Source organism: Paenibacillus helianthi (genome assembly GCF_001909055.1).
Classification (GTDB): Bacteria; Bacillota; Bacilli; order Paenibacillales; family Paenibacillaceae; genus Paenibacillus_AQ; species Paenibacillus_AQ helianthi.
Map to the genome: position 1 here is coordinate 172,557 of NZ_LVWI01000037.1, position 13,243 is coordinate 185,799.

Annotated in this window: 14 protein-coding genes; 13 read left to right on the forward strand and 1 reads right to left on the reverse strand. The window is 49.5% G+C overall.

All coding sequences use genetic code 11. The features are described 5' to 3' along the window. Positions 1-3 precede the first annotated feature (3 nt). From A3844_RS12650 to A3844_RS12670, 5 genes are all read left to right on the forward strand, one after another. Positions 4-939 (forward strand): carbohydrate ABC transporter permease, encoded by a 936-nt coding sequence (locus A3844_RS12650; RefSeq protein WP_167374673.1) that lies wholly within the window; start codon positions 4-6, stop codon positions 937-939. Between the two features lie 86 nt (positions 940-1,025). Beyond that, a complete protein-coding gene (locus A3844_RS12655) occupies positions 1,026-2,051 on the forward strand; it encodes a LacI family DNA-binding transcriptional regulator (protein ID WP_341864892.1) in 1,026 nt (341 codons plus the stop codon). A gap of 21 nt (positions 2,052-2,072) precedes the next feature. After that, complete coding sequence (locus A3844_RS12660) at positions 2,073-3,062, forward strand: N-acetylglucosamine kinase (RefSeq protein ID WP_074087644.1); 990 nt, start codon at positions 2,073-2,075, stop codon at positions 3,060-3,062. Then, entirely contained in the window at positions 3,052-4,356 is a 1,305-nt protein-coding gene (locus A3844_RS12665; protein ID WP_074107560.1) for a 6-phospho-beta-glucosidase, read from the forward strand. Before A3844_RS12660 ends, A3844_RS12665 begins: the two co-directional genes overlap by 11 nt. 37 nt (positions 4,357-4,393) lie before the next feature. Further along, the gene (locus A3844_RS12670) at positions 4,394-5,431 is read left to right on the forward strand and encodes a glycosyl hydrolase family 18 protein (RefSeq protein WP_074101304.1); all 1,038 of its coding nucleotides are present in this window, start codon (positions 4,394-4,396) and stop codon (positions 5,429-5,431) included. 95 nt (positions 5,432-5,526) lie between these two features. Here A3844_RS12670 and A3844_RS12675 read toward each other — a convergent pair whose 3' ends face one another. Beyond that, entirely contained in the window at positions 5,527-6,402 is an 876-nt protein-coding gene (locus A3844_RS12675; protein ID WP_074101305.1) for a YitT family protein, read from the reverse strand. Positions 6,403-6,609: 207 nt separating this feature from the next. Between A3844_RS12675 and A3844_RS12680 the strand changes: the two genes are divergently transcribed. The 8 genes from A3844_RS12680 to A3844_RS12715 all read left to right on the forward strand — a co-directional run bounded on the left by A3844_RS12680 (position 6,610) and on the right by A3844_RS12715 (position 13,034). Continuing rightward, complete coding sequence (locus A3844_RS12680; RefSeq protein WP_074087648.1) at positions 6,610-6,939, forward strand: nucleotide pyrophosphohydrolase; 330 nt, start codon at positions 6,610-6,612, stop codon at positions 6,937-6,939. A gap of 59 nt (positions 6,940-6,998) precedes the next feature. Beyond that, positions 6,999-7,520 (forward strand): tetratricopeptide repeat protein, encoded by a 522-nt coding sequence (locus tag A3844_RS12685; protein ID WP_074107561.1) that lies wholly within the window; start codon positions 6,999-7,001, stop codon positions 7,518-7,520. 37 nt (positions 7,521-7,557) lie between these two features. Further along, positions 7,558-8,361, forward strand: coding sequence for a 4-hydroxy-tetrahydrodipicolinate reductase (gene dapB, locus A3844_RS12690; protein ID WP_074087650.1), 804 nt, complete (start codon positions 7,558-7,560; stop codon positions 8,359-8,361). 15 nt (positions 8,362-8,376) lie between these two features. Next, positions 8,377-8,799 (forward strand): methylglyoxal synthase, encoded by a 423-nt coding sequence (mgsA, locus tag A3844_RS12695; protein WP_074087651.1) that lies wholly within the window; start codon positions 8,377-8,379, stop codon positions 8,797-8,799. Beyond that, positions 8,796-9,515 (forward strand): bacillithiol biosynthesis deacetylase BshB1, encoded by a 720-nt coding sequence (gene bshB1 / locus A3844_RS12700; RefSeq protein ID WP_074107562.1) that lies wholly within the window; start codon positions 8,796-8,798, stop codon positions 9,513-9,515. The genes mgsA and bshB1 overlap by 4 nt, the downstream gene beginning before the upstream one ends. A gap of 87 nt (positions 9,516-9,602) precedes the next feature. Continuing rightward, positions 9,603-10,760 (forward strand): N-acetyl-alpha-D-glucosaminyl L-malate synthase BshA, encoded by a 1,158-nt coding sequence (gene bshA / locus A3844_RS12705; protein WP_074087653.1) that lies wholly within the window; start codon positions 9,603-9,605, stop codon positions 10,758-10,760. A gap of 14 nt (positions 10,761-10,774) precedes the next feature. Next, the gene (locus tag A3844_RS12710; protein ID WP_074107563.1) at positions 10,775-12,244 is read left to right on the forward strand and encodes a CCA tRNA nucleotidyltransferase; all 1,470 of its coding nucleotides are present in this window, start codon (positions 10,775-10,777) and stop codon (positions 12,242-12,244) included. Further along, a complete protein-coding gene (locus tag A3844_RS12715; protein WP_074087655.1) occupies positions 12,234-13,034 on the forward strand; it encodes a biotin--[acetyl-CoA-carboxylase] ligase in 801 nt (266 codons plus the stop codon). The genes A3844_RS12710 and A3844_RS12715 overlap by 11 nt, the downstream gene beginning before the upstream one ends. Positions 13,035-13,243: the final 209 nt, after the last annotated feature.

The following is a 13,243-nucleotide window of genomic DNA, read 5'->3' on the forward strand; positions in this document are numbered from 1 at the left end:
GTGTTGAGGAGAGCAGCGAAAACGGCCCATCCGTGGAGGATTCGTATATTTAAAGTCAGTCCGAGTGAGCTTATCCCTCCTTTCTATTTATGGATTGGCCTCTTACTACTAACGATATTTACCCTTCTACCCTTTCTTTATTTGATTACTTCTTCCATCAGCCAGACCCAGGAGATTATTTCAGGGCATCTATTCCCTGATCTGCCGACGATTCAGAACTATTTGAAGTTGTTTCAAGGCGATATAGGGAATGACTTTATTCAAGCGTTGGAGAATAGTATAACAGTCTCCTTATGGACCACCGCGGTTACGATTTTTGTTGGCCTATTTGCTTCTTATGCGTTAGCGCGAATTAAATTCCCGTTCCGGGTAACGTTACTCTTTGTAATATTAGCCATGCAGCTGTTACCATCCATCAGTATCATAGTTCCCTTATATATTATGATGAGAGAGGGCATCTCGATTTCGATTCCATTTACATCTATGGTTATCCTGCATACAAAACCGCTCTTAGATACAACATGGTCATTGGTGATTGCTTATATCGCAACGGGCCTACCCTTTGCAATCTGGTTAATGACCGGGTATTTCCAATCCATCTCCAAAGAAATGGAAGAAGCTGCTTATATGGATGGGTGCAGTAAAATAAAAACCATGCATAAAATCATTTTGCCACTGGCACTGCCTGGCGTTGCTGCTACTGCAATTTTCACTTTTTTAAATGCCTGGGATGAATTTATTTTTGCGAGTGCGTTTACCCAGACCTATGCGTCCAAGACGTTGCCCATTGCCGTGCGAGAATTTATTGGAAAACACAGCATAGACTGGGGCTTGATGACTGCCGGAGGCTTTGTTGCTTCGCTGCCACCTGTAATTCTTTCCCTATTTTTGTTCAAATACATCGTTAGCGGCTTGTCAGATGGGGGAATAAAAGAGTAAACTTAAGGAGGTTTTAAATATAAACGTTTATATAAACGCAGCGGCTGATGTCAGACTTCATCAATGAAACCGCTGAAACAGGGAGATTGATTACGATTAAAAAGATCAGTATTTTAGATATCGTGGAGAAGTCAGGGGTTTCGCTTGTTACTGTATCCAGAGTGCTGAATAATGTGCCCACTGTTCGTGAAGAAAATCGCCAGAAAGTATTGCAGGCTATCAAAGAACTGGATTACCGACCTAACTCAGCAGCACGCAGTTTGGCACGGGGAACAACGGGTTTAATCGGACTTACGCTGATTACATTAAATGATACGGTATTCGATGGTATCGTACATTCTGTAAATGAACACTTGGAGGAGAATGGTTACCTCTTGGCGCTGTCGGTATCCTCGCCTAAAGAGGAAGAGGCCGGAAAACAAAATAGCTTTTTGTTTCAAGAGGATCGTGTGGACGGCATTATTGTGCTCTCTCCTTTGAACGAGAAACAAGTTATTTTGGAGCTGAAGCGTAAGAAAATTCCGTTCGTTATTATTGATAATCACTTAGAGAGTTCAAAAGCTCTAACAGTGAATGTGGATAATTATGCCGGAGGTTATAAAGCGACCAAGCATTTGCTTGACTTGGGTCATACTCATATTGCTCATGTCAGCGGACCGGAGCATTTTCTCAGTGTCAGGGAGAGAAAGCGTGGATTTGCAGAGGCATTGGAACAAGCAGGGGTAGCTCCATGCATTGTAGCCCATACCGACTTCGGTATTCGCTGCGGCTATGAGATAGCGATGGGATGGATACAACAAGGAATCCTTCCAACGGCTGTGTTTGCGGGGGATGATGCATTGGCACTTGGGGTCATGGATGCCTTCCGTGCCCATGGCTACCGCATACCAGATGACATTTCTATTATAGGTTATGACGATCAGGTATTTGCCTCTGAAATCCATCCGCAATTAACAACTGTGCGGCAGCCTACGGAGCAAATGGGGAAAGAGGCAGTTCGGCTTTTGCTGAAACTCATCGAAGGTTCGAAGCGAAACAGTTCTGTGCTTCTACAGCCCGAGTTACTGATTAGACAAACAACAGCTAACTACAAACATAGAGAAAAGCAATAATAGTCGTAGGGGTGAGATCAATTGAACTACTACTTGGGTGTGGATGCTGGCGGCACGAAAACTTACGCTATCATTACGGATGAGTCCGGGCGCTGGCTGGCAAGTGGTACTAGTGGCCCAGGCAATCATCAGATTAACGCAGATATAGCAAATGCAAATATTAAAGCTGCCGTATTCCAGGCTTTGAATCATGTACATCTTCAACCTGCAGATATAAGAGTAGCTTGGTTCGGTTTGGCAGGGGCAGATCGGGAAGCGGATTATAGGGTATTAACGCCAATGATTCAGCAATTTGGCTTTCCTGATTTCCATATTGTATGTGATACCATTATCGCCATGCGTGCGGGAACGACTAAGTCATATGGAGCTGTACTTGTATGCGGGACCGGTATGAATGCAGCAGGGATTGGCAAGCAAGGTGAGACGGTTCAGTGTGGCGGATTTGGGTATTCATTTGGTGATTTTGGAGGGGGTGAGGAGCTTTCCATTGAAGCGTTCCGGACCGTGATTCGCGCCTGGGAAGGGCGCGGTATGCCCACCCTGCTGACGGGTTTAATCCCTCAGGCCCTGGGTTATGGTTCAGTAGCAGAGATGTTTCATAGTTTTCTTGACCATCATAAGCGTATTCCATCTGACTTGACGAAGCTGATCTTCGATGCGGCAGCAAGGGAGGACAATGCTGCTATTCAGATTTTGCAAAGACAAGGTACTGAATTAGGCTTATCGGCTAGGGCTGTTATAGAACGTTTACAGTTGCAAGGGGAGAACTTCGATCTCGTGCTGGCCGGAAGCGTATTGACAAAAGGCAGCAGTGAGTTCATCCATCCTTATATTTCCAAAGAGGTCCTTGAAGTTGCACCGGGTTGCCAGTTGAAGCTTTTGACAGTGGAACCGGTGGTGGGTTCAATTTTGCTTGCGATGGAGAAAGACGGAATAACGATCACATCTTCGATTTATGAAAAGTTAGATGAAATAGCTGACATCAAAGGAGTTGTCTGCAATGGAAAATAGATTAAAAATTGCTGTGATTGGCGGGGGGTCCTCCTATACCCCGGAATTAATTGAAGGAATTATTCTCAATCATGCGCAGCTGCCTGTATCCGAAATCTGGCTGGTAGATATTGAGGCGGGCAAACACAAGCTCGAGATTGTGGGCAATCTGGCAAAACGTATGGTTAAAAAATCAGGGTTGCCCCTTGATGTTCACTTAACGCTCAATCGGCGTGAAGCATTGGATGGGGCGAGCTTTGTATCGACTCAGATGCGTGTTGGCCTTCTCGAAGCCCGAATCTGGGATGAGAGGATTCCGCTGAAATTTGGTGTGATTGGACAAGAAACAACAGGGCCCGGGGGTATGATGAAAGCCTTGCGAACCATCCCTGTTTTACTTGATATCTGCAAAGATATGGAGGAGCTGTGTCCGAGTGCTTGGCTGCTCAATTTCACGAATCCTGCAGGTATGGTCACTGAAGCTATTCATAAATATTCAAGCATCAAGACGATTGGCTTGTGCAATGCCCCAACAGGAGTCTACAAATGGCTGTCTGAATTATTCGAGGTTCCGGCAGAGCAGATTTATGCGGAGTTCGTTGGCTTAAATCATTTGCATTGGGTAACCCAGGTAAGTATCAACGGGGAATCCAAGCTAGAACAACTTTTCTATCTCCGCGAAGGGTACTCAGCGAAAAATGTGCCGCAATCCGAATGGAATGCTGACTTCATTCATGGATTAGGTGCTATTCCGTCCTATTATTTGAAATATTACTATTTAACAAAGGAAATGCTAGAGGAACAATTAACTTCCTCAGCTAAAGAGGGGACCCGTGCGGAGATTGTGAAACGTCTGGAAGACGAGTTGTTTGAACTGTACAAAGATCCAGACTTGGCGGAGAAGCCCGAACAGCTTGCGAAGCGAGGAGGTACTTATTATTCTGAAGCCGCTGTAAATCTGATGAAATCACTCTATAATGACACACGCGATATTCAAACGTTAAACGTGGCGAACGGCAGAACGTTGGACTTTTTACCGGCTGATGCTTGTATTGAAGTTAATTGTGTGGTTACCAAGCAGGGGCCGATACCTTTACCTGTATCCCGTGTTCCGGTTTCTGTAAAAGGACTGATACTAGCTGTAAAAACCTATGAACAACTTGCTATTGAAGCAGCTGTACATGGGGACCGAAGCTTAGCGCTTCAGGCATTGGGTCATCATCCGCTTATTCCCTCGGTAAATGTTGCCGATAGCTTGTTGAAGGAGATGCTAGAGCAGAATAAAGCGTTCTTACCACGGTTTTTCCAAAGTTAGAAGGGTGGATTTAATCAAACGAAGGAGGAGAAGTCAATTGAAATCCAAAGGACTAGTTAGTTTGTTCGCAGCTGCTGCACTCATCATAACTCTATGTACCGGAACAGCAAGTAAAGCCAGTGCATCTTCCACTATTATCTTGGGCTACTACACGAACGATTCATCCACGGCCCTTACCGATTATCACAGTTACTTGAATCAAATATCAACGGATACATTCAATACCGATGCCAGTGGCAACATTGTTGGAGGCGTTCCTGCCCAGGCAGTAGATTATGCCAACTCCGTTGGTGTTCTCCCTTACGCTTTGGTTTCAAATTATGGATCAACGGATTGGGATAGCAATGCAGCTCACCAAGTGTTAACGAATGCCGCAATAAAGCAAAAATTGATTACCAATATGCTTTCTTTAGTAAAGACGAATCACTATAAAGGCATAAACATTGATTTTGAAGCCGTCTTGCCAAGCGACCGCGATGCAATGACCATTTTTGTTAGGGACGTTGCCAGTACAATGAAGGGACAGGGATTGCTGACTATGGTTTCTGTACCTGCTAAGTCGGTCGATGATCCTGCTGATGACTGGACCGGTGCTTTCGATTATGAGTCTCTTGGCACTTATGCAGATATCATTCAGGTGATGACCTATGATGAGCATGGTGTATGGGCAGATCCAGGTTCGGTAGCGAGTAAGCCATGGATTACTGAAGCTCTTCAATTTGCTATCACTTATGTGCCTTCAGAAAAAGTACTGATGGGTATTCCGGTTTATGGGAATGATTGGAATCTTTCGGATAAATCCAATAGCAGCAACCGTTTGATCCCATGGAAAAATATCCCTCAGCTGATCTCGAGCACCAAAGGCAAGCCAGTAAGAGATAGTGCATCTGGATCCATGACTTTCAAATATACAGCGAAAGACGGCTCAAAACATGTCGTCTGGTACGAAGACGAAACAAGCATCAAGACCAAAACTCATTATACACTTTCATATGGCCTTGCAGGTGTCTCTGTTTATGCAATGGGGGAGGAAGATGAGAGGTTTTGGAAAGCAATAGCAGCCGGTTTAAAATAAGCGGTCGGTAGAGAAACAACGTAAAAGTAATGGCTATCCCGGAAGGTCTGAACAGACTGGAGGGGATAGCCAATTTTTTTGGATGGATATGTAGTTTAGGTTTCGCGGAATCCTTCTCCGTGTACATCATGGACATCACTGATAATGACAAACGCTTTGGGATCAACGGATTTAACCAATTGGCTTAGCCGGCGGATCTCCTGACGGGAGACTACGCAGTAGACCATGTATTTGGCCTGTTTAGAATATGCGCCTATGGCTGGGATCAGTGTTACGCCACGGTCCATTTCTGCTGTAATCAGATCAGCGATTTGCGGAGCATCGTCACTGATGATCGTGAAGGCTTTGGCGGCATAGGCACCCTCCTGGATGAAATCAATCATTCGCGAAGAGATGAAGACCGCTACCAGGGTGTATAGAATTTTTTCACGGGGAATATAGAGCAGGGAAGCGCCGATAATGATTACATCAACTGCCAGGATAATCTGCCCCATGCTCCATCCGAATTTACGTCCCAGAATTCTTGCTACGATATCGACTCCGCCTGTTGTGCCGCCAAAACGGAAAACGATGCCGAGTCCCAGCCCGAGCGTAACCCCCGCATATAATGAAGCAAGAATAAAGTCATGCTCGGTGCTGAAGGTGACAATCCAGCCTGCGTTAATCATCCGCTCGAACAGCCAGAGGAAAAACGACAATGCGCCGATTCCAACGCCTGTATAGGCAATTTGCCGTCCGCCAAGAACCTTCCAGCCCAGTAGAAAGAGCGGGAGGTTAAGCAGCAGGGTAGTTAAAAAGATGGGGATGTTGAAAGCATAGTTAAGAAGGATGGTTATCCCGGTTACACCGCCCTCCATCAATTTGTTGGGTACGATAAAGTAGAGCAGGCCAAATGCATATACAGCCGCTCCCAGCATGATTGGTGCTGCTGTTTTGACAATGGTGGAAGCTACTTTGGAAGATGAATTCATGTAATCCCTCGCCTGGCCCTGTTATGGGCATAATGTATTGGTAAACTTCTTTTATTGGTTGCTTTTCATGTGGCTATAGCATTCACCGAATGTCCGGGGCCTTGAAAAATGTGCAGTTGCCAAAAAAGATTTGTCTTCAAAACGTCTTTACGATAACATAGGGGCAAACAGAAGGCAAGAACATACAGGGGGGCGAAGAAACAATTTATGGATAAAAGTCTTGGTGACATACAGCGTGAGGTTGACGCTTATATCTCACAATTTAAAGAAGGTTACTTCAGCCCGCTGTCCATGCTGGCCCGGATGTCAGAGGAGGTGGGCGAGCTTGCCCGGGAAGTCAACCATCAGTTTGGCGAGAAACCCAAAAAGACAGATGAAGCGGATAACTCGATCGAGCTTGAGCTGGGAGATATTCTGTTTATTACGGTTTGCTTCGCCAATTCACTGGGAATTGATCTAACCGAGGCCCACAATAAAGTGATGCACAAGTTCAATACCCGTGATGCAGGACGGTGGACACTAAAAAACACCGATTAGGCTTTTATAACATATGCTGTACCAAACGAACGGGATTTAGCCGTGAGGATGGTGGGCAAATGGATCATAACGATTATGTTAAAGCGGCATACCGATCAATTCTCCGCAGTGATTTTGCAGAGGCAATCACATTGTTCGAAGCGGCTATTGCAGCCAGCCCGGATGATGCCGAGGTCAGATACCGCTGCTCTATTACGTATGCCCGCAGCGGCATGCTTGAAAAAGCGCTGGAGCATGCACGGGCGGCGGTAAATCTGGATAGAGGAAAACCGGAGTATGGGCTTCACCTTCAGCATCTGCAGGCCTTGCAGCTTGTCCGGAAGGCCAAAAGGCTGCTTGAGGATGATATTACGGGGACTAATAACCCGTATCACCCGATTACCTTATTGAAGGAAGCGATTGTTCTTGACCCTTTGTACGGGGATGCATATGTATGGCTAGCCATCGCACACAGCCGGATGAATGAGCATGTGCAGGCGATTGCCGCACTTAAAGAAGTCATGTCCCTGCATCCGGATGATTCCGGGCTGCGGCAGCTTATGAAGGACCTTCAGAAATCATTGCAAAAGTATATGGGATAAGATAATTATCAACCAGTCATAGCGAGGAGGAATAAGGGTGAGTGACAAGATCAGGGTTATCGTCTCCGGGGCAGGAGGCAGAATGGGCAAAGAGGTTATTAAGCTGGTGCTGCAGGATGAAGAGCTGGAGCTTGCGGCAGCCGTAGACCGTTCAGCTAGCGGCAGCGACGCCGGCCGTTTGGCTGGGCTGGAAGAGTGCGGAGTTAAGGTTGTAGCTGATTTGGAAGCTGCCCTGGCGGAGAGCGGCGGAGAGGTTCTCGTTGATTTCACCACGCCGCAATCGGCTTATACCCATACTGCACTTGCTATTAAATATGGGGTGCGTCCGGTTATCGGTACTACCGGATTTACCACGGAGCAGATTTCCGAGCTGGACAAGCAATGCCAGGATCGGGGGATTGGGGGACTTATCGCGCCAAACTTCTCAATCGGAGCGATTCTGTTAATGAAATTTGCCGCTCAGGCGTCCAAATATTTTCCGCATCTGGAAATTATCGAAACCCATGGAGACCAGAAACTGGATGCACCTTCAGGTACGGCGATCAAAACCGCAGAGATGATTTCTGAAGCAAGGGAGGAACTTCGTCAGGGGAATCCTAAAGAAGAGGAAGTAATTGAAGGCGCACGGGGGGGCTATTACAACGGCTTTCGTATACACAGCTTACGGCTTCCGGGTGTTTTTGCACAAGAAGAGGTGGTTTTTGGCGGGTATGGGCAATCGCTCAAAATCCGTCATGATTCCTATGAACGGGCAGGCTATATGCCCGGGGTCAAGATGGGGGTTCAGAAGGTGATGGGCTACACCGGTTTGATTTATGGTTTTGAGCACTTTATTGAATAGACGGGGGATATCATCATGTTGAAAATAGCATTTATTGCGCATGACCGGAAGAAAGATGAAATGGTTAATTTTGTGACTGCTTATGAACATGTCTTTGTAGGGCATGAGTTATTTTCTACCGGAACTACCGGTCAACGTATTATGGAAGTTACAAAGCTATCTATTCACCGCTATATGTCAGGGCCGCTTGGCGGGGATCAGCAGATCGGTGCGATGGTAGCTACGGATGAGCTGGATCTGATTATTTTTCTTCGGGATCCGCTGATGGCGCAGCCGCATGAACCCGATATTACTGCCCTGCTTCGCCTGTGTGATGTATACGGCATTCCGGTGGCAACCAATATCGCGACAGCTGAGATTCTGGTCAAAGCGATTGACCGCGGCGATTTCGCCTGGCGTGAGCTTGTACATAAATACAAGCCGGGTGTGGATGAATGAAGCTGGACATTCTTGTGTTCGGTGCGCATGCAGACGATGCAGAAATCGGCATGGCGGGGACTATTGCCAAACATACTGCCGCCGGACTCCAGGTTGGGTTATGTGATTTGACCGCTGCGGAAATGTCATCGAACGGAACTGTGGAACGACGCAAAACCGAGGCACAGCAGGCTGCGGATGTACTCGGGGTTTCTGTGCGCACGAATTTGGGTCTTCCCGACCGTGGGCTGTACCTGACAGAAGAGCATCTGGCGGCAGTGACACTGGAAATCCGCAGGTTTGCACCGGACATTGTGTTTGCACCTTATTGGGAAGACCGGCACCCGGATCATATTGCCTGCAGCAAGCTGGTGGAAGAAGCAGTGTTCAATGCCAAGCTTCGGAAGTATATGCCGGACAAGCCTGCAGTGCCTGCTCCACAGCTGTATTTTTATTTCATTAATGATTTGGGGCGTACTGATCTTATTGTTGATGTGACTGAGCAGTACGGTCTTAAAGAGCAGGCACTGTCCTGCTACCGGTCTCAGTTTGAGAAAACCCCGGGAGAGGATGTTGTCTCCACTCCCTTAACGGAAGGCTATATTGAACGTGTACGCTCCAGGGATATGCTGCTTGGACAGCGGAGGTTGATTCCTTATGCGGAGGGGTTCGCCAGCAAAGTGCCGTATGCTGTAGATCTGTTCAGTTCACCCCTCAGGCAGCGGTTGAATCAATAACCTTTCTAAAATGGTCATAAACCACTATAATAAATTCATATCATTACACGAAGTAATGAACTCAAGTCTTATGAAGGGGACGGAGCGATGGACCGGCTAAAAATAGGCATCACCTGTTATCCGTCTCTTGGCGGCTCGGGTGTTGTGGCAACCGAACTGGGCAAGCTTTTGGCCGAAAAGGGTCATGAGGTCCATTTTATAACACATAGTATCCCGTTCCGGCTAGGAACGTTTCAGAAGAATATCTTTTATCATGAGGTAGAGGTCAACGATTATTACGTCTTCCGTTACCCTCCTTATGATCTGGCGCTTGCGACCAAGATGGCCCAGGTGGCCAAGATGGTAGGGCTGGACTTATTCCATGTCCATTATGCGGTGCCCCACGCGGTTTGCGCCTATCTGGCCAAGCAAATGCTGGGCAATGATATCAAGGTAGTGACTACCCTGCACGGGACCGATATTACGGTACTTGGACAGGATGAATCGCTGAAGGACCTGATCCGTCTGGGTATTAACGAGAGTGACGCGGTGACGGCTGTTTCGCAGGACCTTATCAAGGAGACCCGCAAGGTACTCGATATCACCCGTGATATCGATCTGACTTATAACTTTGTCGACAAACGTGTGTATTATCCCCGGGATGTGACCGATCTGCGGGAGGATTTCGCCGCACCTGATGAGAAAATTCTGATGCACATCAGCAACTTCCGGCCGGTCAAACGGGTATCGGATGTGGTGGATATTTTTGCCAAGGTCAATCAGGAGCTGCCGTCACGCCTGCTGCTGGTTGGGGAAGGACCCGAGCTGCCCAAAATCCAGGCTAAAATCTGTGAAATGGGACTGGAAGACAAGGTTCGTTTTCTCGGCAAGCAGGATGAGATCGCGCAGGTAATCTCCTTGGCTGATCTGCTGCTGCTGCCTTCGGAGAAGGAAAGCTTTGGTCTGGTGGCTCTCGAAGCGATGGCTTGCGGCGTGCCGACTATCGGTTCGGAGGCTGGAGGCATTCCTGAACTGATCCAGCATGGGAAGACCGGATTTCTGGCACCTATCGGAGATACAGCCGCAATGGCAAAATATGCAGTTAAGCTGTTGTCCGATTCCCGCATGGAGGAGCAGTTCAGACAGGCTTGTCTGGAACGGTCCTGTAATGACTTCAGCAGAGATGTGATCACTAATCAATATGAGGATATCTATTATAGGGTGCTAGGGCGCAAAGTGCGCGGATTGGATACAATCCAGAGTTAGGGAGTGCTTGCAATATGGACTGGACAATGGCGCCTTCCGGAATGGCCCAAGCGGCAAATGTAGTGTTATCGGCCCTGCTTGAGCATGGTCATGAGGCATACTTCGTTGGCGGCTGTATCCGTGATGAGCTTCTGGGGCGGCCGGTGCATGATATCGATCTGACGACTTCAGCACTTCCCGGAGAGGTCATGGAAATTTTTCCGCGCTGTGTCCCAACTGGACTTGCTCATGGTACCATTACCATTCTTCAGGATGGCTGGAGCTTTGAAGTGACGACGTACCGGACGGAGAGCGGGTATGCCGACCACCGCCGTCCGGAGCACGTCTTATTTGTAAGAGATGTGAATGAGGATCTCCGCCGGCGTGATTTTACAATCAATGCGATGTGCTGTGGTCTTGATGGAATTAGAGTTGATCCTTATGGCGGAGCAGAAGATTCGGTACGACGCCTGATCCGCTGTGTAGGTGATGCAGAGGAACGCTTCGATGAAGACGCGCTACGCATGCTGCGCTGCGTCCGCTTCGCATCAGTGCTTGATTTCCGGGTCGCCAAGAATACTTGGCGGGGTCTCCTGCGCCAGCGTGACAAGCTGGCGCACATTGCTGTGGAGCGCGTTCGCGCGGAGCTTGAACGCATCGTCCTCGGCCCGCATCCACAGCGCGGCCTCGGTCTGCTGGCGCGCAGTGGGCTGCTGCCGCGCGGCAAGGCGCCGTTCCCCTGGACCGGCAGCGACATGGCGGCAGCCGCCGCCCTGACGGCCGGGATCGGGGACCTGCAGGACGCCCACCTGCGGTGGGCGCTACTGCTGCATGCCCTGAAGCGGTCGGCCTTCGAGGCCGACGAGCTGCTGCGGGCATGGACGTTCCCGGGGGCGACGCGCAGCGCCGTCGCCGGGGTGCTGCGCGTCCGCGAAGCGTGGGACGCAGCGCTTGCGGAGGTGCCGCCCGGGGAACCCGGCGGCACGGAGGCCCTGCGGCGGCGCTGGATCGCCGCCGTGCTGGCCCACGGCCAGTCAGCCGCCGAAGGGTGGCTGACGCTGCTGGCGGCGCTGCTGGCGGCGCTGCCGGAGGCCGCAGCGCCTGGCCTTGCTCTTGGTGCGCCTGTAGCAGGCGCCCCTGCCGCGCAGCGGCCTAACGCGCCTGCCCCAGACGACCCTGCCGCGCAGCGGCCTAACGCGCCTGCTCCAGGCGCTTTCGCCCCGCAACGGCCTAACGCGCTTGCCCCAGGCGACTTCGCCGCGCAGCGGCCTGACGCGCCGGACATCCCCGCTCTGCGGTCCTGGACCGCTGGGATGCCGCTTCATACCTTGGCGGAGTTGGCAGTGACGGGCAGGGAGCTGGCAACGGTACTACATAAGCGCCCGGGTCCGTGGCTGGGAGAGCTGTTGCAGCGGCTGCTCATGGCTGCAGCGGCAGGTGACATTCCCAATGACAATCGATTATTGCTTTTGGAAGCAAAAAGGATGGATAGTAATGAACAGTAATGAGAGGCTCCGGCTGCCTTGGGCCGGGCGGGACACTTTTGCATGCAGTTGGCTGGATCGTGTTCAGCTGCTGGAAGAGGTAGTGTCCACTCAGGAAGAAGCCAAGAAGCTTGCCGAGAACGGTGCTCCCGAAGGTACATCCGTCCGGGCTGAAGAACAGACCGGCGGCAGGGGGCGGATGGGCCGGAAATGGCATTCCCCCCGCGGTAAAGGCATTTGGATCAGCATTGTGCTTCGTCCAGAGCTACCATTGTCACTAACTCCTCAGCTTACCCTGCTGGCAGGAGTTGCCGTCTGCACAGCTATCCGTGAGGTTACTGGTGTACAGGCGGGGATTAAATGGCCCAATGACTTGCTCGCGGGCGGGCGCAAAATCTGTGGCATCCTGCTGGAATCCTCTCTTCGGGAAGGCGGTCTGCATTACTGCATTGCCGGAATAGGCATTGCCGTTAATTTGACGGAAGAGGATTATCCCCAGGAATTGAAGAGCATCGGCACCTCTCTGTTGATTGAAGGCGGAGGTATCCCTGTTGACCGTACAGTGCTTACTGAGGCTGTTCTGACTGAGCTGGAGTACTTATATATTCTTTACAGTGAACAGGGATTTAAGCCCATCAGAGAGTTGTGGGAGTCCATGTCCGTCACACTGGGACGCCAGGTCTGTTATAATACCCCGGAAGGACGCTGTGAGGCTCTGGCGGTGGGGCTCGATGATAATGGCGGGCTGCTCCTTAAGGATAGGACGGGTGCTGTTATGAGTGTGCTCTCGGGTGAGATTGAAATGATCTGAGATGACGAGGTTCCATTCCTTGTCATCTCTTTTTGAAGATAAAAAATGTATTGGTTCTACGCCCTAAATGGTCTTTAACTTTCTGGTGAAACAGAATGCGTTTTTTTCAAAGGACCAGCAAACTGTTTCTTCATGGTTTACTTGCTTGAAGATTTTGTTATAATAAGGACAGAGACGGTATCGATTTTCGGGCTGTACTCGGGAAGAAA